Annotated in this window: 21 protein-coding genes and 1 tRNA gene; 17 read left to right on the top strand and 5 right to left on the bottom strand. The window is 68.0% G+C overall.

The window, feature by feature from the left end; all coding sequences use genetic code 11:
* The first annotated feature begins 55 nt into the window (after positions 1-55).
* The 8 genes from BWR60_RS03490 to BWR60_RS03455 all read left to right on the top strand — a co-directional run bounded on the left by BWR60_RS03490 (position 56) and on the right by BWR60_RS03455 (position 8,916).
* Complete coding sequence (locus BWR60_RS03490; RefSeq protein ID WP_230982937.1) at positions 56-1,369, top strand: L-fuconate dehydratase; 1,314 nt, start codon at positions 56-58, stop codon at positions 1,367-1,369.
* Positions 1,366-2,691, top strand: a complete 1,326-nt coding sequence (locus tag BWR60_RS03485) for an alpha-L-fucosidase (RefSeq protein WP_088149619.1) — start codon at positions 1,366-1,368, stop codon at positions 2,689-2,691. Before BWR60_RS03490 ends, BWR60_RS03485 begins: the two co-directional genes overlap by 4 nt.
* A gap of 153 nt (positions 2,692-2,844) precedes the next feature.
* Positions 2,845-4,065 (top strand): ABC transporter substrate-binding protein, encoded by a 1,221-nt coding sequence (locus tag BWR60_RS03480; protein ID WP_088149618.1) that lies wholly within the window; start codon positions 2,845-2,847, stop codon positions 4,063-4,065.
* Positions 4,062-5,000, top strand: coding sequence for a carbohydrate ABC transporter permease (locus BWR60_RS03475; protein ID WP_179221616.1), 939 nt, complete (start codon positions 4,062-4,064; stop codon positions 4,998-5,000). Before BWR60_RS03480 ends, BWR60_RS03475 begins: the two co-directional genes overlap by 4 nt.
* On the top strand, positions 4,990-5,835 hold the full coding sequence (locus tag BWR60_RS03470; RefSeq protein WP_088149616.1) for a carbohydrate ABC transporter permease: 846 nt from the start codon (positions 4,990-4,992) through the stop codon (positions 5,833-5,835). The genes BWR60_RS03475 and BWR60_RS03470 overlap by 11 nt, the downstream gene beginning before the upstream one ends.
* Before the next feature lie 213 nt (positions 5,836-6,048).
* Complete coding sequence (locus BWR60_RS03465; RefSeq protein WP_179221615.1) at positions 6,049-7,608, top strand: HEAT repeat domain-containing protein; 1,560 nt, start codon at positions 6,049-6,051, stop codon at positions 7,606-7,608.
* A 19-nt stretch (positions 7,609-7,627) separates the two neighbouring features.
* Positions 7,628-8,428, top strand: a complete 801-nt coding sequence (locus BWR60_RS03460) for a FadR/GntR family transcriptional regulator (protein ID WP_088149614.1) — start codon at positions 7,628-7,630, stop codon at positions 8,426-8,428.
* 158 nt (positions 8,429-8,586) lie between these two features.
* Positions 8,587-8,916: a TfoX/Sxy family protein gene (locus BWR60_RS03455; RefSeq protein WP_088149613.1), complete on the top strand. Its 330-nt coding sequence runs from the start codon at positions 8,587-8,589 to the stop codon at positions 8,914-8,916.
* Here the strand turns inward: BWR60_RS03455 and BWR60_RS03450 are convergent, their stop codons facing one another.
* Positions 8,917-9,447: an AAA family ATPase gene (locus BWR60_RS03450; RefSeq protein WP_088149612.1), complete on the bottom strand. Its 531-nt coding sequence runs from the start codon at positions 9,445-9,447 to the stop codon at positions 8,917-8,919. It abuts the gene before it with no gap.
* 58 nt (positions 9,448-9,505) lie between these two features.
* Between BWR60_RS03450 and BWR60_RS03445 the strand changes: the two genes are divergently transcribed.
* Together BWR60_RS03445 and BWR60_RS03440 are read left to right on the top strand one after the other, a co-directional pair.
* Entirely contained in the window at positions 9,506-9,727 is a 222-nt protein-coding gene (locus BWR60_RS03445; RefSeq protein ID WP_218823329.1) for a FitA-like ribbon-helix-helix domain-containing protein, read from the top strand.
* Between the two features lie 7 nt (positions 9,728-9,734).
* Entirely contained in the window at positions 9,735-10,127 is a 393-nt protein-coding gene (locus BWR60_RS03440) for a type II toxin-antitoxin system VapC family toxin (RefSeq protein ID WP_088149610.1), read from the top strand.
* Positions 10,128-10,147: 20 nt separating this feature from the next.
* On the opposite strand, the gene BWR60_RS03435 is transcribed toward BWR60_RS03440, so the two are convergent.
* A complete protein-coding gene (locus tag BWR60_RS03435) occupies positions 10,148-11,071 on the bottom strand; it encodes a helix-turn-helix transcriptional regulator (protein WP_088149609.1) in 924 nt (307 codons plus the stop codon).
* Positions 11,072-11,170: 99 nt separating this feature from the next.
* On the opposite strand from BWR60_RS03435, the gene BWR60_RS03430 reads away from it, so the two are divergent.
* A complete protein-coding gene (locus BWR60_RS03430; RefSeq protein ID WP_088149608.1) occupies positions 11,171-12,067 on the top strand; it encodes an SDR family oxidoreductase in 897 nt (298 codons plus the stop codon).
* A gap of 119 nt (positions 12,068-12,186) precedes the next feature.
* Here the strand turns inward: BWR60_RS03430 and BWR60_RS03425 are convergent, their stop codons facing one another.
* The 3 genes from BWR60_RS03425 to BWR60_RS03415 all read right to left on the bottom strand — a co-directional run bounded on the left by BWR60_RS03425 (position 12,187) and on the right by BWR60_RS03415 (position 13,795).
* On the bottom strand, positions 12,187-12,669 hold the full coding sequence (locus tag BWR60_RS03425) for a TIGR02391 family protein (RefSeq protein WP_088149607.1): 483 nt from the start codon (positions 12,667-12,669) through the stop codon (positions 12,187-12,189).
* On the bottom strand, positions 12,666-13,346 hold the full coding sequence (locus tag BWR60_RS03420; protein ID WP_179221614.1) for a DUF5343 domain-containing protein: 681 nt from the start codon (positions 13,344-13,346) through the stop codon (positions 12,666-12,668). The genes BWR60_RS03425 and BWR60_RS03420 overlap by 4 nt, the downstream gene beginning before the upstream one ends.
* 359 nt (positions 13,347-13,705) lie before the next feature.
* Positions 13,706-13,795: transfer RNA gene (locus tag BWR60_RS03415), tRNA-Ser, on the bottom strand.
* Positions 13,796-14,053: 258 nt separating this feature from the next.
* Between BWR60_RS03415 and rplU the strand changes: the two genes are divergently transcribed.
* From rplU to BWR60_RS03385, 6 genes are all read left to right on the top strand, one after another.
* Positions 14,054-14,368 (top strand): 50S ribosomal protein L21, encoded by a 315-nt coding sequence (rplU, locus tag BWR60_RS03410; RefSeq protein ID WP_034843578.1) that lies wholly within the window; start codon positions 14,054-14,056, stop codon positions 14,366-14,368.
* Positions 14,369-14,383: 15 nt separating this feature from the next.
* Complete coding sequence (gene rpmA / locus BWR60_RS03405) at positions 14,384-14,647, top strand: 50S ribosomal protein L27 (RefSeq protein ID WP_034843576.1); 264 nt, start codon at positions 14,384-14,386, stop codon at positions 14,645-14,647.
* Positions 14,648-14,795: 148 nt separating this feature from the next.
* Positions 14,796-15,857, top strand: coding sequence for a GTPase ObgE (gene obgE, locus BWR60_RS03400; protein ID WP_088149605.1), 1,062 nt, complete (start codon positions 14,796-14,798; stop codon positions 15,855-15,857).
* Positions 15,858-15,873: 16 nt separating this feature from the next.
* On the top strand, positions 15,874-16,698 hold the full coding sequence (locus BWR60_RS03395) for a phosphotransferase family protein (RefSeq protein WP_088149604.1): 825 nt from the start codon (positions 15,874-15,876) through the stop codon (positions 16,696-16,698).
* Between the two features lie 136 nt (positions 16,699-16,834).
* The gene (locus BWR60_RS03390) at positions 16,835-17,641 is read left to right on the top strand and encodes a phytanoyl-CoA dioxygenase (RefSeq protein WP_088149603.1); all 807 of its coding nucleotides are present in this window, start codon (positions 16,835-16,837) and stop codon (positions 17,639-17,641) included.
* Positions 17,642-17,922: 281 nt separating this feature from the next.
* On the top strand, positions 17,923-19,068 hold the full coding sequence (locus tag BWR60_RS03385) for an IS4 family transposase (protein ID WP_088149602.1): 1,146 nt from the start codon (positions 17,923-17,925) through the stop codon (positions 19,066-19,068).
* Positions 19,069-19,097: the final 29 nt, after the last annotated feature.

The raw sequence follows: 19,097 nt of genomic DNA, 5'->3' as shown, positions 1-19,097 counted from the left end.
GTGGAACGTCGCTCGGGCCGCCGTCATGGCGTGCCGTCCTGGGACGGAGACACCCTTGAACATCAATCGGATCAGCGTCCTCGACATCCGCTTCCCGACCGCGAAAAGGCTGGACGGGTCGGACGCCATGAATCCCGACCCCGACTACTCCGCGGCCACTGTGATCCTGTCGACCGATGACGGGCTGGAGGGCCACGGCCTGACCTTCACCATCGGCCGCGGCAACGACATCGTCTGCGCCGCGATCGAGGCGCTGAAGCCTGCAGTGCTGGGCCGCGACCTGGCCGAGTTCACCCGCGACATGGGCGCCACCTACCGCCACCTCACCGGCGACAGCCAGCTGCGCTGGCTGGGGCCGGAGAAGGGGGTGATGCAGCTGGCCACCGCGGCGATGCTGAACGCGATCTGGGATCTCTGGGCCAAGGCCGAGGGCAAGCCGCTGTGGCGCCTGCTGGCCGACATGACGCCCGAGGAGACGGTGCGCTGCATCGACTTCCGCTATATCACCGATGCGCTGACGCTGGCCGAGGCGACGGAGCTGCTGCGCAAGCAGGAGGCCGGCAAGGCGGCGCGGATCGAGCAGCTGCTGGCCGAGGGCTATCCGGCCTACACCACCAGCGCCGGCTGGCTCGGCTACAGCGACGATAAGATTCGCCGCCTGGTGCGCGAGGCGCTGGCCCAGGGCTTCAAGGCGTTCAAGATCAAGGTTGGTGCCGACCGCGCGGCCGATCTGGCCCGCGCCGCCCTGGTGCGCGCCGAGATCGGCGACGACCTGACCTTCATGGTCGACGCCAACCAGGTCTGGGATGTCGGCCAGGCGATCGAATGGTCGACCGCGCTGCTGCCGTTCAAGCCGCTCTGGGTGGAGGAGCCGACCAGCCCCGACGACATCCTCGGCCATGCCGCGATCGACCGGGTGCTGCGGCGCTACGGCACCCGCGTCGCGACCGGGGAGCACGTCCACAACCGGGTCATGTTCAAGCAGTATCTGCAGGCCACCGCCCTCGGCTTCTGCCAGATCGACGCGGCCCGGGTCGGCGGCGTGAACGAGAACCTGGCCATCATCCTGATGGCGGCCAAGTTCGGCGTGCCGGTCTGCCCCCATGCCGGCGGCGTCGGCCTGTGCGAATACGTGCAGCACCTGTCGATGTGGGACTTCGTCTCGGTCAGCGGCAGCAAGGACCGCCGCTTCATCGAATATGTCGACCATCTGCACGAGCATTTCGTCGACCCGGTGCGGATCGTCGACGGCTGCTACGCCGTGCCGACGGCGCCCGGCTATTCGATCGCCATGAAGCCCGCCTCGCTCCAGGCCCATCGCTTCCCCGACGGCAGCGCCTGGCGTAACGACCAGGAGGCCCAGCCATGAGCGCCAGTTTCCTGCCGGAGGAGAAGAAGGCCTGGTTCGTCCAGGACCGCTTCGGCATGTTCATCCATTGGGGCCTCTACGCTCTGCCGGCCCGCCATGAATGGGTGAAGAGCCGGGAGGAGATCGGCGACGACGCCTACCAGGCCTATTTCGAGCATTTCGACCCGGACCTCTACGACCCGCGCGACTGGGCCGCCCGGGCGAAGCAGGCTGGGATGAAATACGTGGTGCTGACCGCCAAGCACCATGAGGGCTTCTGCCTGTGGGACAGCAAGGTCACCGACTACAAGGCGACCAACACCCCCGGCGGCCGCGACCTGATCAAGCCCTTCGTCGAGGCGTTCCGGGCCGAGGGGCTGAAGATCGGCTTCTACTATTCGCTGATCGACTGGCACCACCCGGACTTCACCATCGACGTGCACCACCCGCAGCGCAACCACCCGGAGGCGGCGGCGCTCAACCGCGGCCGGGACATGCGCCGCTACGCCGCCTATATGCGCGACCAGGTGCGCGAGCTGCTGACCGGCTACGGCAGGATCGACGTGCTGTGGTTCGACTTCTCCTACCCGGACCGGCCTTACCGCGACCTGCCGGGCAAGGGCCACAAGGATTGGGAGAGCGAGAAGCTGCTGGCGCTGGTGCGCGAGCTGCAGCCGGACGTGCTGGTCAACAACCGGCTCGACCTGCTGGACGTGCTCGGCGTGCCGCCCGACATCACGACGCCGGAGCAGTTCCTGCCGCGCCAGGCGCCGCGGGTGCTGGACCGGGCGGTGACCTGGGAATCCTGCCACACCTTCTCGGGCTCCTGGGGCTATCACCGCGACGAGACCAGCTGGAAAAGCCCGGAGCAGCTGATCCAGCTGCTGGTCGACAACGTCGCCATGGGCGGCAACCTGCTGATGAATGTCGGCCCGACCGGGCGCGGCACCTTCGACGACCGCGCCAAGGCCGCGCTCGAGGTCTACGGCCGGTGGCTGGAGCTGCATGGCCGCAGCATCACTGGCTGCGGCCCGGCGGGGGAGGGAATCCCGGTGCCGCGCGACTGCCGGCTGACCCGGAACGGCGACCGGCTCTATGTCCATCTCTTCGCCTGGCCGTTCCGGCACCTGCATCTCGACGGGCTCGGCGGCAAGGTCGCCTATGCCCAGCTGCTGCACGACGCCAGCGAGGTAAAGCGGCTGGAGGCGGTGAACCCGGCGCTGGGCGGCAACACCCATGTGCCGCTGACTGAAGGTGCGCTGACGCTGGAGCTGCCGGTGCGCCGCCCGGATGTGACCGTGCCGGTGGTGGAGCTGTTCCTGAAGGAGGACGCCAAGCTGTAGACGGCGCGGCGGGCCGACCGCCGGCGCCGCCCCTCTCCTCGGGGAGAGGGAGGGGCCCGACGCCGAAGGCGGCGGGAGGATGAGGGGGAGTTCGTTGCCAATCCAACAAGCGCCCGCCCGGAAGAAGGCGGCCGCAGCAGGAGGACGATCGCCATGAAGACGCTGACGACCATTCTCTCGGTGGCCGCTGCCGCCCTGTCGCTGTCTGCCGCCCCGGCCCGGGCCGAGCCGGTGACCCTGACCTGGCATATGTGGAGCAGCACCGACGCCGAGACCGCGGCCTGGCAGCATGTCGCCGGGCTGGTCAACGCCCAGTACCCCGACATCAAGGTCGAGCTGCAGACCTCGCCCTGGCGCGACTACTGGACCAAGCTGCCGACCTTGGCGGCGTCGAACACGCTGCCGGACATCGTCAGCATCCAGTCGCTGCGCCTGTCCGGCTTCACCACCCTGTTCGAGCCGCTGGACGAGCATGTGAAGGACGGCTTCGACCTCGGCCAGTTCGATAAATCGATCCTCGAAGGCCTCAGCTATGACGGCCATCTCTACGCGCTGCCGTATGATTTCGGGCCGCTGGTCGTGTACTACAACCGGGATTTGTTCGCGAAATACAAGGTCGAGCCGCCCAAGGCCGGCTGGACCCGGGCGGATTTCCTGGCCGCGGCCAAGGCGCTGACCCAGGACGGCAATTACGGCTTCGCCGTCACCTCCGGCGACTGGCTGGAATTCGCACTGTCCGACGGCGCCAAGTACCTGACCGAGGACGGCGCGCTGGACTTCGGCAACGCCGAGCTGCAGGCCGCCTTCCAGTCCTATGTCGACCTGGTGACCAAGGAGAAGGTGGCGCCGGTGATCGCCGCCAGCGGCCAGCCCTCCGGCGACATCGCCCGCGGCCGGTTCCTGGCCGGCAATGTCGCCATGTACGTCACCGGCCCGTGGGAGATGATCAACATCCGCAAATCCTCCAACTTCCCGGTCGGGCTGGCGCCGCTGCCCGCCGGCAAGGCCGGCAGCATCACCTTCACCGCCGGCTCGGGCTTCGGCATCAACAAGGCCGGCCCGCACAAGGACCTGGCGTGGAAGGCGATCCAGGTGCTGACCGGGCCGGAGGCGGAGCAGTACCTGGCGTCGCAGGGCCGCGCCTTCCCCGGCCGGATCGCGCAGCAGGGCTACTGGTACGATGTCGCGGCGCAGGGCGTGGCCGACGCCCGCGAGACTATCGACTTCGCGCTGAAGACCGCCCAGCCCTACCGCACCACCGCCAACTGGAACACGGTGTACGAGCTGCTGGAGCAGTATGCGCCGCTGGCCTATGGCGGATCGCAGACCGGGGCCGAGGTGCTGGACACCGTGCAGAGCCTGGCCGCCGAATGACAGTGCGGGCCCAGGATCTCGGGGCGCGGGTGGCGGGCACCCCCATGGTCCGGCGCCGCCGCGCCTTCCGGGCGGAGGGGCGGGCGGCCTTCTGGTTCCTGCTGCCCAGCCTGCTCGGCTTCCTTGCCTTCCTCTTGTTCCCGCTGCTGGCGTCGCTGGCGCTCAGCTTCACCAACTGGCAGCTGCTGAACCAGCCGAAATTCGTCGGCATCGCCAACTACATCCGGCTGTTCACGGTCGATCCCAGCTTCGGGCGGGCGCTGCTCAACACGGTCTTCTACACCGCCGAATACCTGGTGCTGAACATCGTTCTGGCGGTCGGCATGGCGGTCTGGATCTCCAGCCTGCGCTGGGGCAAGCGGCTGTTCCGGCTGATCTTCTTCCTGCCGACCTTCACCCCGATGATCGGCGCCTCGCTGGTCTGGGTGCTGATCTTCACCCCGGGCGGGCTGATGGACTGGCTGGTGCAGTCGCTCGGCCTGCCGATCCCGAACCTCCTGGTCGACCCGGCCTGGGCGATGCAGGCGATCGTCATCGTCTCGCTGTGGTCGGGCTTCGGCTACAATCTGCTGCTGTTCGGCGCGGCGCTGGAATCGATCCCGCAGACCTATCTCGACGCCGCCCAGATCGACGGCGCCAGCGCCTGGCAGCGCTTCTGGCGGATCAAGCTGCCGCTGATCTCGCCGACCCTGTTCTTCGGCACGGTGATGACCGCGATCACGGCGCTGCAGGTGTTCGACCAGGTCTATTCCATGACCCGCGGCGGGCCCGGCGCCGCCACCGCCACGCTCGGCTTCTTCATCTACCAGAACGGCTTCACCACCTACCGGATGGGCTACGCCTCCTCGATCGCCTGGGTGATGTTCGTGATCATCATGGCGCTGACGGCGTTCCAGTTCCGGCTGCAGCGGAAATGGGTGCACTATGACGAATAGGGACTCCCGCCCCGTCACCGCCGGCACGCTGGTCTCGCAAGGCGCCATGGCGCTGGTGGCGCTGGCCTTCCTGTTCCCGTTCTTCTGGATGCTGACCAACGCCATCCGACCGAATGGCGAGGTGCTGGCCGTGCCGCCGCGCCTGCTGCCCAGCGAATGGCAATGGGGCAACTTCCTCGACGCCTGGGTCTACCTGCCGTTCGGCCGCTTCTTCCTGAACAGCGCCATGGTCTCCTGCGCCGTGACGGTGATCGTGCTGACCGTCTCCAGCCTCGCCGCCTATGCCTTCGCCCGGCTGCGCTTCGTCGGCCGCGACACGCTGTTCCTGACCTACCTCTCGACGCTGATGATCCCGCAGGTGGTGCTGGTGATCCCGCTGTTCCTGCTGATCAGCAGGCTCGACTGGGTCAACACCTTCCAGGCGCTGATCCTGCCGGTGGCCTTCAGCTCCTTCGGCACCTTCATGCTGCGCCAGTTCTTCAAGACCATCCCGCGCGAGCTGGAGGAGGCGGCGTTGTGCGACGGCGCCTCCCGCCTGCGCATCCTGGTCAGCATCATCCTGCCGATGTCGCTGCCGGTGCTGGGCCTCTTGGCGCTGTTCACCTTCACCGCGCAGTGGAACAGCTTCCTGTGGCCGCTGATCATCGTGAACGGCACCGAGCACGCCACCATCCCGCTGGGCCTGACCATGTTCCAGACCCAGCAGGGCACGCAGTGGAACTACCTGATGGCCGGCGCCGCGATCTCGATGATTCCGGGCCTGTGCCTGACCATCCTGCTGCAGCGCTACATCTTCAGCGGCATCGCCATGAATTCCGGCTTCGGGGGAAGGTGATGCTCCATGCTCCCTGATCGTCATGGCGAGGAGCGAAGCGACGTGGCCATCCAGGGGCCGGTGCGAGCGGCCCCTGGATGGCCACGCCCCTGCGGGGCTCGCCATGACGATGAGATGCCTTTTAGATAGGATCTATAAATCAATCTCTATTGCTAAATCCCATTTAGAGTCGCATTATTGACGCACGCACATCGGATGGGGAAGGGAACGACCATGGACATGCATGTTCCGGCGCAGGAAGAGGCGCCGCGCCTGCTCACCGACGCGCAGATCCGGCAGTTCCTGGCCAACGGCTATCTGGTGCTGCAGACGGCGCTGCCGAAATCGTTCCACGACCAGGTCTTCCAGCGTTTCGACGAGCTGATCGGCGGCGAGAAGCTCGAGAACCCCGGCAACAACCTCCTGCCGCTGGTGCCGGAGATCAACGCCGTGTTCGAGGACCCGGTGGTGAAGGGCGCGCTGACCAGCGTGCTGGGGCCGGACTACCTGATGCATCCGCACCGGGCGCTGCACAAGAACCCGCCGGGCTCGCCGATCCAGCATTGGCACAAGGACAGCTACTGGGGCTACATGCGCCGGGTGCGGAACCACCGGCCGCGCTGGGTGATGATCATGTACTACCCGCAGGACACCCCGGCCGAGCTGGGGCCGACCGGGGTGGTGCCGGGCAGCCACCTGCTCGCCGCGGGGATCCAGGACCCGGACGCGCTGGAGCGCAACGGGTCCGGACCCGCCGGCTCGGTGCTGATGATCCACTACGACATCTGGCACCGGAAGATGAAGAACCTGACCGCGGACAAGCGGTTCATGATGAAGTTCGAGTTCATCCGCATGGTGCCGGTCGGCGCGCCGGACTGGCCGCACGGCGACCCGGCCTGGCGGGCGCCGGACCAGGCGCCGTCCTTCGCCATGGAGGCGGCGTGGAAGGCGCAGTGGCGCTGGCTGACCGGCGGCACAGCGGCTGGCGGCGCGGCCGACCTCGACGCTTTGCGCGCGGCCCTGGCCGGCACGCCGGCGGAGGCCGCGGCGGCGATGTCGACCATCGCCGATCTCGGGCCGGCCGCCGCGGCGCTGGCGCCGGCGCTGCTGCCCCATCTCGACGGCGATGACGAGGCGCTGCAGCTCGACGCCGCCTACGCCCTGGGCGCGATCGGGGAGGCGGCGCTGCCGGCGCTGCTGCAGCGGGTCGAGGCTGACACCCGCCGCGACCCGGAGGACGGCTCGCTCAAGAGTGACGCCGGCCGGCTGACGCCGAAGGATTGCGTCGCCCTGTCCTCGATCTACGGGGTGGTCGAGATCGGTGCGGCGGCGGTGCCGGAGCTGCTGCGCCTGCTGCGAAGTGGCGCCGGCCGGTCGCGCAAGCTGGCCGCCTTCGCCCTCGGCGAGATCGCCGGGACGGGGCCGGAGGTGCGCGACGCTCTGATCGCCGCGACGGTCGACGCCGACACCCATCTGCGCATCGCCGCGGTCGAGGCGCTGGGCCTGAAGCCCGCCGACGACGCGATCGTCGCCGCCCTGGCCCGCGCCCTGGACGATGCCGATGCCGAGGTGCGCTTCGACGCGGTGCTGGGGCTGACGCGGATGGGGCCGGCGGCGGCCGCGGCGGTGCCGGCGCTGGGCCGGGTGCTGACCGGGGACGAGAACCGCTATGTCCGCGGCTATGCGGTCGAGGCGCTGCACCGCATCGGGGATGACGCCGCATACCGGGTGCTGCTACCGTATCTCAAGCTCTCCCGCTGGTGTCCGATGACGACGGCGGCGAGCATTTTCTGACCTGTTCCACGGCGCGGCATTGGCGGATCGGCGGCACTCCCCCACCAGCGGACCTTCGGACCCCGAGGCACTGGCCGCCCTGCTGGAGCAGACCCTGTCCGGCGCGTCCGGCCGCTCGCTGGCGGGCGGCGCGGTGCGCCAGACGGTGCAGGCGCTGGGCCGCGCCATCGTCGCCGGCCACTATGATGCCAGCCGGCCGCTGCCGACCGAGACCGAGCTGGCCGCCGAATACGCGGTCGGCCGCAACGCCATGCGCGAGGCGATCAAGGTCCTGGCCGGCAAGGGGCTGATCCGCACCGCCCGGCGCTACGGCTCGCGCGTGCGGCCGCGCGAGGAATGGTCGATCCTCGACCCCGACGTGCTGGCCTGGCTGCTGCGCGAGCCGGACGGCATCGGCCGCTTCCTGGTCGAGATCTCCGAGCTGCGCGAGATCGTCGAGCCGCGGGCGGCCGAGCTGGCGGCAACGCGCGCCACCGACGAGGAGGCGGAGGCGATCGTCGCCCTGGCCGCGCGGCTGGCGGTGGAGACCATGCCGCAGGTGCTGGACACCGACGTGGCCTTCCACCTGGCGGTGCTGAACGCCTCGCACAACCGGCTCCTGTCCGGCTTCGCCCGGCCGCTCGACGTGCTGCTGCGGGTGCAGTTCCTGGTCTCGGCCCACGGCATCGCCGCGGAATACGCCTACAGCCCCTCGGCCGACTATCATATGGGCATTGCCGAGGGCATCCGCGGCCGCGACCCGCGGAAGGCGCGCGACGCGGTGATGGCGATGCTGACCCGCAACCGCGGCATCGCCGAGAAGGTGGCCGGTCCGAGTTGAGACCGTCTGATAATGCTACTGGCTTGGCCGTCTGGCGGCGGTTTCTGCGCTTCCGGTGCTCACGGACTTGAATGTCCGCTGCGCTCCGGTTCTCGAAACCACCACCAGCCGACTCATGCCAGCGCATTCTCAAACGGTCTCTAAAGGGGGAGGGCGGTATGGCGCGCGATCCGGGGCTGGAGGAGCTGGTGCGCGAGGCGCTGGGCCAGGAGCCGGGCCTCGACGAGAAGCGGATGTTCGGCGGCCTGGCCTGGCTGCTGCACGGCAACCTGTTGTGCGGCGCCCGCGTCGACAGCATGTTGGTCCGTCTCGGCAAGGGCAACGATGGCTGGGCGCTGGAGCAGCCGGGCGTCGCGACCATGGTCATGCAGGGCCGGTCCATGCCCGGCTGGGTGCGGGCCGGCGCCGCCGCCTATGGCGACGACGCGCTGCGCCGGCGGCTGCTGGACGCCGCGCTCGCCTTCGTTCGCACGCTGCCGCCGAAATAGCTATGCGGCCAGGGTGCGCAGCACGAAATCGGCGCGCCTGGCCACGCTGGTCTTCGGCAGGATCACGACCTCATAGCCCAGGGCCGGATAGTCCCTGAGCAGCCGTTCATACTCCTCCATCGCGGCGTCGAGGCCGTGGCGGCGCTCCGGGTCGGTGCCGTAGATCTCCGGCCAGGGCGGGGTCAGGAACACGCGCCGGTGATAGGGATAGGGCCGGGCCAGCGTCTCCAGCGCCGGTTCGCCGGTCATGTGCTGCAGGGCGGAGGCGGCGTCGATCAGGCCGCGGTCGAAGAACACCCAGCCGAGCCAGATCCCGGCCGCGGCACGGTCGGCCAGCGCCATGGCGATGGCCCGGCGGGCGAAGGTCGGCCCGTCGACCCAGGGCAGGGCCTGCCCGCCGCGTTCCAGCTCCTGCTGGACGATGCGCCGCCCGGGCTCCTCGACCACGGCATGGCCGCGCCGCCCGAGCTCCGCCAGCAGCGTCGACTTGCCGCCGCCCGAGCAGCCGGAGATGACGACATAACGGTCCATGGCGGTCCCTTCCATTGACATGTGCGGCACATGTTCCCATGTTTTCCACATGACAGCGATGATCCAGATCCGCAACGTGCCGGATACGCTGCACCGCCAGCTCAAGTCGCGCGCGGCGCTGGCCGGCATGTCGCTCTCCGACTATCTGCTCCAGGAGATGCGCCGGCTGGCTGAGCGGCCGACGCTCGACGATTTGCGGGCGCGCCTGGAGCAGCGCCCGGCGGTGGCGCTGACCGAAGCACCGGCACAGGCGGTTCGGGCCGAACGCGACCGACGGTGATCGTCCGATGATCGTCGTCGACGCGTCGGCCCTGATCGAAGTGCTCCTCCGCACGCCGGCGGCCGCAGCGGTGGAGGCCCGGCTGTTCGGCTCCGGCATCACGCTGCACGCACCCCATCTGCTGGATGTCGAGGTCGTACAGGTCATCCGGCGTTATGCGGCGAAGGGGGAGATCGACGATGCGCGCGGCCGCGCCGCCCTGGCTGATCTGGTGGACTTCCCCCTCCACCGCTATCCGCACGATATCCTCCTGCCGCGCATCTGGGACCTGCGAGCCAACGTCACGGCCTATGACGCCGCCTATATCGCCCTGGCCGAAGCGCTCGACGCCCCGCTGCTGACCCGTGACCAGCGCCTCGCCACCGCATCCGGGCACAAGGCTCGGGTCGAGGTGGCGTGAGGCGAAGCGGAGATGCTCATTCAGTCCTCGTGGGCGGGGGACGTGATGTCGTCCGTGCTCATCGCCACGTCGCCGCGCCCACGCAGATGCGAGGCGAGGCAATTGCCGACGCTTTCCCTCGCCTTCGTCTCGACCAGCGACCGGACCCGGTCGGCATCCGCCGGCGTCGCCGGATTGTAGATCACCATGCCGAGATCCGGCCGGCCGTCGACGGCGAAGGCCGAGAACTCGAAGGCGATCGGCCCGGCGACCGGGTGGCGCAGGCGCTTGACGCCCCCGCCATAGCCGCGGACGTCGTTGTCGCGCCACATCGCCGCGAAGTCGGGGCTGAGCCGGCAGAGCTCGTCCACCAGGGCGCCAATCCTGTCCGTGGCCCCGGCGCGCGCCGCATCGGCGCGGAATGCCGCCACCACGAACCGGGCCACGCCGTCCCAGTCGAACTGGGCGGCGCGGACGCGGGGATCCAGGAAGATCAGGCGCAGGATGTTGCGCTGCTCCGGCGGCAGCGCCCCGTAATCGGTCAGCACCGCCGCCGCGGCCAGGTTCCAGGCGACCACGTCCCAGGTCGGGGTCTTCACCAGGGCCGGGCTGAGGGTCAGCGCGTCGAGCACCCGCTGCAGCCGCGGCGTGACGCCCTCGGCTGCCTGGTAGCGGATCGCGGGCGGCCGGCCGAGCCCCAGCAGGAACAGGTGCTCGCGCTCGACATCCGTCAGCATCAGGGCGCGGGCGATCCGCTCCAGCACGTCGGCCGACGGCGCGCCGCCGCGGCCCTGCTCCAGCCAGGTGTACCAGGTGGCGCTGATATTGGCGCGCTGGGCCACCTCCTCGCGGCGCAGGCCGGGCGTGCGCCGGCGCGGCCCGGACAGGCCGAAGGAGGCGGGATCCAGCCTGGCGCGGCGGTCCTTCAGATAGACCCCGAGCGGATTGTCGTTCGCGACCGGCATGCCGAGCCTGTTAGCTATTATACCCGTATAATGTCACTGCTTTACCAGGATAGCACATCGCGGGACCGTCGCCTCCATCGCTAACCGGAGGCTTTCCTCATGCGTGTCTTCGTCACCGGCGCCACGGGCTTCGTCGGCTCCGCCGTCGTTCAGGACCTGATCGGCGCCGGCCATCAGGTGCTCGGCCTCACCCGCTCCGATGCGGGCGCCGACGCCCTTCTCGCCGCCGGCGCCCAGCCGCACCGCGGCGACCTGCGGGATCCCGACAGCCTGCGCCGCGGCGCCGCCGGGGCCGATGCCGTGATCCACACCGGCTTCATCCACGACTTCTCGAAGTTCCAGGAAAGCTGCGAGATCGACGGCCGGGCCATCGAGGCGATCGGCGACGAGCTCGCCGGCTCCGACCGCCCGCTGCTGGTCACCTCCGGCGCCGTGATCGCGGCGCGGGGGCCGGTCGGGACCGAGGAGGACCCGCCCCTTCCCAACTCGGCCACCTATCACCGCCTGTCCGAGGCGGCGGCCGCCGCGCAGGCGGCGCGGGGCGTGCGGGCGGCGACGGTGCGGCTACCGCCCTCGGTCCATGGCGACGGCGATCATGGCTTCGTGCCGATCCTGATCCGGCTGGCGCGGGAGAAGGGCGTGTCGGCCATGATCGGCGAAGGCCTCAACCGCTGGCCCGCCGCGCACCGGCTCGACGCTGCCAAGGTCTACCGCCTGGCGCTGGAGCGCGGCGTCGCCGCCGGGGCCCGCTATCACGCGATGGCGGAGGAGGGGGTGCCGTACCGGGAGATCGCCGCGGTGATCGGCCGCCGCCTGGGCGTGCCGGTTGCCGGCCTGTCCCGGGAGGAGGCGGCGGCGCATTTCGGCTGGTTCGCGATGTTCGCCGGGATGGACGTCCCGACCTCGAGCGAGCGCACGCGAGCCCTGCTGGGCTGGGCGCCGGAGCAGCCAGGGCTGATCGCCGACATCGACCGGCCGGCGTATTTTGGAAGCTGACAGACGGCGTGCCGTGATGGGGCAAGGGGTGGCGGGGCGAAGCCAACGAAACGGGGAACTACATCTACGGCATAACTCTCCAAAATGACTCGTGAAAATCTGACGCTCTGACACGAGGCTTAGGGCTGTGGCTCTATCCGCTCTTCTATGCGCCTCAAAAGTACCGACGCTACCGACAAATGGTCCAAGCAGCGATCAATAGGATCTGAAGTGATGTCATGCCCGCGAGGGTTGCGGATGGCTGACATCACGCCAGCGAATATAAACTTGAATCCCATCTGCTCATCGATGTCGCTCGACGTAGCTAAGTTTGTGAGCTTGATCTTAGGAGATGCTTCCGCGAACGCCGCCATCATCAGCTTGTAGCCGCTATCATTGATTCCGGACAGCTTCTTCACCTGGATATCTAAGTACTTGAATGCCTCGAAGGTGGCCTGTGAATAGTGACCATTGTCGAACAGCTTCAGAGAGACACTCGTAATCTCCGGATGGATATTCCGCTCATCGAACGGATGAACGCTCCGGTTCTCAGAGGCTGAAGGTTGGCCGACGTTCTTCGCCCCTCGCGCAATCTTCTCAAAGAGCTTCAGTGCCTCGCTCATGGATAGAGGTTAGCCTTGATGCTTTTGAAGATGGCGTCATAGATCTCCTGCGTACCCTCGGCGGGTAGATTGATCTCTATGCGGACCGTGAGCGCAATATCACCTTTCTGTGGCCTCAGAGGTGGGGATGAGACAGGTTGGTCGACGACCTGATCCTGTGTCTTCTGCTCAACCGGCTTCGCCTTCTTTCCGGTCCCCTTCGGTTTTGCAGCGCTATTCGCTTTCGTCTTTGGAGTTGCTTGGCTTTGCTCCGTCACGTGCCCAGCGAGTTCCCGCAGAGCGACGAACACACCCGCCTGACGGCTCCCGATGACATCGCTAGTCTTGTCGGCACTGCGAAAGTAGCCAATCAACTGATCCTTGTTCATTGTCCAAGCATCATCGCCGCGCAGATCAAAGAGGTCTGAGTAGGCCTTCTTGACAAGGTCCTCAAAAGACGACTGAAACTCACTCTCATCATGCTTGGTCATCACCTCATGACCGGCATCAGTCCGCTTCCCCTGCTCATCGATCAAGCCCAGGAATTGCAGCACGTTAATAACGTAGCTCTCGTTCTTCGAGGCTAGCCCGAGCTTCTTTACGGTGTCGGAAGTTACCGTCGCTGGGAAGTTCTTCCGGAGGAAGCCGATCATCTGAGTGATGTTGCCGGCGCCAGAAATATATGGATGACTCGCCATATTTCCCCCACAAAATTACCCAAATCTCTATCGGTCGATGGTTGACCGAAACATGCTTCTGGTCAATGGCTTATCATTGTCCGCCTAGATCCCCGCTGCCTTCGGCCACACCGCCACGGGCAGCGCGGATCATCTGCGTAGGTTGCTCTACAGCGCCATCAAGCGCGCAGAACCATGGCGCGGTCTTTCTGCTGGGCGAGAACAAAAAATGTGCCGCCATTCGCACCGTAGTGTGTGATCGGCGATTGTAACGAGGGATTATGCTGGCTGGTAGGGCGTACGAGAACCCTACGCGTAGGCAACCGTCCGAAAGACGCTATAGAGATAGCTCAGCAATTTGTGCGGCAATCGGCGGTGAATGGCGGAGAGGGAGGGATTCGAACCCTCGGTGCCCTTGCGGACACAACGGTTTTCGAGACCGTCCTATTCAACCACTCTAGCACCTCTCCGCAGAGGCATGGCGGGCGGTCTCCAGGACCCCCTCCGCGTGGCCGGCGCGGACCATAGTGGAGAGCGTTCGGCCTTGCAAGCGTCGAATGTAGCGCGGAAAACGCCGCTCCGCATTCCGCCGTTGACACGCCGCCGCGCCTGACTATAGTGCCGCGTTCACGGACACGGGTGCCGGTTCCGGCTGGCACCCGTGCTCGTTTTTGATCACCTGAGGGCGAACCGCAAGGGGCGCCCTCCCAGTCGACGGCAGCTTGACCATGTTCGCAGTCATCCGCACGGGCGGGAAACAGTACCGGGTTGCTCCGGACCAGCTTGTCACGGTCGAGCGTCTCGACGCCGAGCCGGGTGCCTCGGTCACCATCGAGGACGTGCTGATGGTCGGCGGCGACGGCGCCGTCAAGATCGGCACCCCCGTCCTCGCCGGCGCGTCGGTCACCGCCGAGGTGGTCGAGCAGACCCGCGGTCCGAAGGTCATCATCTTCAAGAAGAAGCGCCGCCAGAACTACCGGCGGAAGAAGGGCCATCGTCAGGACCTGACGGTGCTCAAGATCACCGCCATCGCCGGCGCGTAAAGAGGAGATCGACAGATGGCACATAAGAAGGCCGGTGGTTCGTCGCGCAACGGTCGCGATTCGGCGGGTCAGCGCCTCGGCGTGAAGAAGTTCGGCGGCGAAGCCGTCGTCCCGGGCAACATCATCGTGCGCCAGCGCGGCACCAAGTTCCATCCCGGCGTCAATGTCGGCATGGGCAAGGACCACACGCTGTTCGCGCTGGTTCCCGGCAATGTCCAGTTCAAGTCGGCCGGCGGCCGCACCACGGTGACGATCGCCCAGGCGGAAGCTGCCGAGTAACGCCTCGCCCCCAACCTTACATGTAAGGCGGGGGCTTGCAGGCACCGAGACTGGTGAGCGGGGGAATGGGCGACCATTCCCCCGTTTGCTATTTGATGCGACAAGGATTGAGCGGGCCCACGGGCCGGCGGCACGGGGCGGCTAGGCCATGAAGTTCCTCGACGAGGCCAAGATCTTCCTGAAGAGCGGCGACGGCGGCAATGGCTGTGTCGCCTTCCGGCGCGAGAAGTTCATCGAGTTCGGCGGCCCGAATGGCGGCGATGGCGGCCGCGGCGGCGATGTCTGGGTCGAGGCGGTGGACGGCCTCAACACCCTGATCGACTATCGCTACCAGCAGCATTTCAAGGCCGAGCGCGGCCATCACGGCATGGGCTCCGACCGGTTCGGCGCCTCCGGGGCCGACACCGTGCTGCGCGTCCCGGTCGGCACCCAGGTGCTGGACGAGGAGAAGGAGGAGGTGCTGGCCGACCTGACCGAGGTCGGGCAGCGGCTCCGCCTGCTCAAGGGCGGCGACGGCGGCCATGGCAACGCCCATTTCAAGACCTCGACCAATCGCGCCCCGCGCCGCTTCGATCCCGGCTGGCCGGGGGAGGAGCGCTGGGTCTGGCTGCGGCTGAAGCTGATCGCCGACGCCGGGTTGGTGGGCCTGCCCAATGCCGGCAAGTCGACCTTCCTGGCCGCCACCAGCGCCGCCCGGCCGAAGATCGCCGACTATCCCTTCACCACGCTGCACCCGAATCTCGGCGTCGTCCGCAGCGACGACCATGAGTTCGTGCTGGCCGACATTCCCGGCCTGATCGAGGGCGCGCATGAGGGCGCCGGCCTGGGCGACCGCTTCCTCGGCCATGTCGAGCGCTGCAACGTGCTGCTGCACCTGGTCGACGGCACCCAGGATGATGTGGCCGAGGCCTATCGCGTGGTCCGCGGCGAACTCGAGGCCTATGGCGGCGGCCTGGCCGGCAAGCCCGAGATCGTCGGGCTGAACAAGACCGACGCGCTGGACAAGGACACCATCGCGGCGCGGCTGAAGGCGCTGAAGGCCGCGGCCGGCCGCAAGGCCAAGGTCGTCGCCCTGTCCGGCGCCACCGGCGGCGGGGTGCAGGAGGTGCTGCGCCTGCTCTGGGCGCGCATCGCCGAGAGCCGCCCGGCTCCGGTCGAGGAGGAAGCCCCGGTCGACATCACGCCCTGGGCGCCGACCGACTCCGACTGAGCGGCCGAGGCTCGCCTTGGATCTCGCTCGCCTCGCTGCGCTGATCGGGTCGCGATCCGCCGCCCCGGCCGTGATCGAGGCCGGGCAGAACAGCCGGGTGCTGGATTTCGGCGACCGGATCGTGCGGATCCCGCGCCACGCCGGGGCCGAGGCGGCGCTGCGGCGCGAGGCCGGGCTGCTGGGGCGGCTGCGGCCGGCCCTGCCGATCGCGATTCCCGATATCCGCATCGTCGCGAGCGAGATCGGCCCCGTCGCCGTCCATGACCGTCTCCCCGGCGAGCCGTTCCAGTCTCTCGACGGATTCGACGAGGTGCAGCGGGAGCGGCTGGCCCGGGAGTTGGCGTCCTTCCTGCGCAGCCTGCACGGCCTGCCGGCCGTGCTGATCGCCGACGGCCATCGCGAGGACACCTGGCGGGAACTGGCCAACCGGCTGCAGGCCGATGTGCTGCCGCGGCTGTCGCCGGGCATCCGCTCCACCGTCGATGCCGCCTTCCGGCGCTTCGCCGAGCAGGCGGATGACCTGCCGACGGCGGTGGTCCACGGCGATTTCGGCACCGGCAACATCCTGGCGGAGGGCGGCCGTCTCTCCGGCGTGATCGACTTCGCCGGCTGCGGCCTGGGCGATCCGGCCTATGATCTCGCCAGCCTGGCCGCGGGGCTGGGCGACGGGTTCCTGCCCCGGCTGCAGCCGCATTACCCGGGCGTGCCGGCGATGGCGGACCGGATCGCCTTCTACCGCGGTACCTTCCCGCTGCTCGACATCCTGTTCGGCCTCGACCATGGCGACGAGGCGGCGCTGGCCGATGGCGTCGCCGGGGCCGAGCGGCATTTCGGCGGCTGATCTCATCGCCCGCCGGCGTTATGCTCCGGCCATGATGATTCGGATTCTCTCCCTCTTCCGATCCTCCCGGCGCTGACAGCAGCCCGAAGGAGGACCGGACGGTGATGCCGCCGTCAGGCGGCGGAGAGGAGTTTCCATGACCATCGACAATCCCGGCGCCGCGCTGAGCGAGGCGCAGGTGCGGCACTTCATCCGCGACGGCTTCGTCCGCATCGACGGGGCGTTTTCTCGTGAACTGGCGGAGGCGGGGCGCGCCATCCTGTGGCGCGACCTGCCCTGCGACCCGGATGACCCGACGACCTGGACGCAGCCGGTCGTCCGGCTCGGCTGGTACGGGCAGGAGCCGTTCCGGCAGGCGGCGAACACGCCGGTGCTCCACGCCGCCATCGACCGGCTGGTCGGCAAGGGACGGTGGCAGAGGCGGGCGGATCTCGGTACCTTCCCGGTCCGCTTCCCGGCGCGCGCTGCGCCGAAGGACGACGGCTGGCATGTCGATGTCAGCTTCCCCGACGACAGCAGCGACCCGAATGAGCGGCGGGACTTCTCGTCCTGGCGGGTCAATGTCGGCTCGCGCGGCCGGGCGCTGCTGACGCTGTTCCTGTTCTCCGACATCGGCCCGCTGGATGCGCCGACCCGGCTGCGGGTCGGCTCGCATCTCGACATGGCCCGGTTCCTCGAGCCGGCGGGGGAGGCGGGGCTGGCCAGCCCGGATGTCCGGCGGATCGGCGCCGGGCGGCCGGAGGCGCTGGCGACCGGGCCGGCCGGCACGGTCTATCTGTGCCACCCCTTCATGATCCATGCGGCGCAGCGGCACCGCGGGACCAGGCCGCGCTTCCTGGCCCAGCCCTCCTTCGGCCTGGCCGAACCCTATCGGCTGGAGCGGCCGGACGGGGCCTATTCCCCGGTCGAGACCGCGATCCGCCAGGCGCTCGGCCGGGGCTGAGGGCGACGATGGAGACTGCTCCCGGATTGCAGCTATCCCATTGATGTCATTGCCGGGCTTGCCCCACGGGTGTCCGGTTAAGAAAAGGTGGACATAGCGCACGGTGTTGATTCAGCTCGGGTTCAGGACGTTGGCGCGTCACCTGGACACGACCCGGAGCAACACCGTGCGGCATCACAATAGYGTGTTCCACGATCTGCTGAAGCGGGTTGCGCACGGTGTTGATTCAGCTCGGGTTCAGGACGTTGGCGCGTCACCTGGACACGACCCGGAGCAACACCGTGCGGCATCACAATAGCGTGTTCCACGATCTGCTGAAGCGGGTTCCGTGGGGTGAGTTCGAACGATTGGTGGAGGCGCATGGAGCCGATCGTCGGATCCGGCGGCTGCCGACCAAGAGCCAACTGATCGCGCTGTTATACGGGCAGCTGTCCGGGGCGGTGAGCCTGCGGGAGATTGTGGCCGGTCTGTCGAGCCAGGCGGCCCGGCTCTATCATGTCGGCGGCCGGCCGGTGCCGCGCTCGACCCTGGCTGACGCCAATGCGCTGCGCCCGAGTGCTGTGTTCAGCGATCTGTTCGAGGCCATGGTCAACCAAGCCCGGCRCGGCTTGCGCCGGGCGGTGGGCGAAGCCACCTATCTGRTCGATGCAACGACGTTGCCGTTGAGCGGCTCGGGATCCGACTGGGCCCGGTTCTCGACCCAGGCCTGCGGCGCCAAGCTGCATGTCGTCTACGACCCCGATGCCGACCGGCCGATTTACACAGCCGTGACCGCGGCCCGCGTCAACGACATCACCGCCGCCCAGGTCATGCCGATCGAGGCCGGGGCCACCTATGTCTTCGACCTCGGCTACTACGACTACGCYTGGTGGGCGGACATGGACGCCGCCGGCTGCCGCATCGTCACCCGCTTCAAGTCCAACACACCCCTGACCGTCACCGCCGAACTGGACATCCCCAAAGACGCTCAGGACATCCTCTCCGACCGCATCGGCCTGTTGCCCCAGCGCCAAGCCAAAAGCCGCAGGAACCCCTTCGCCGATCCCGTCCGCGAGGTCTGCATCCGCATCCCCACCGGCAAGGTGCTGCGCCTGTTCTGCAATGATCTCGATGCCTCCGCCCGGGAGATCGCCGACCTCTACAAGCGTCGCTGGGCCATCGAGCTGTTCTTCCGATGGGTCAAGCAGACACTCAAGATCCGCCACTTCCTCGGCGTCTCCGAAAACGCTGTGCGCATCCAGATCGCCGTCGCCCTGATCGCCTTCCTGCTCCTGCGCTTGGCCCAGGCCGCTCAAAAAGCCGTCCGCACCCCGCTCGCCTTCGCTCGTCTCGTCCGTCTCAACCTCATGCACCGACGATCCATCGATCGCCTGAGCGGAGCAAAGCCCACACCACGCTCAGACCCAAGGCAAATCGTCCTTCTGTGACCATGAAACCTCAACCGGACACCCGTGGG

This window comes from Inquilinus limosus (assembly GCF_002195995.1).
Classification (GTDB): Bacteria; Pseudomonadota; Alphaproteobacteria; order DSM-16000; family Inquilinaceae; genus Inquilinus; species Inquilinus limosus_C.
This window is presented reverse-complemented; position numbering and strand designations above follow the sequence as displayed.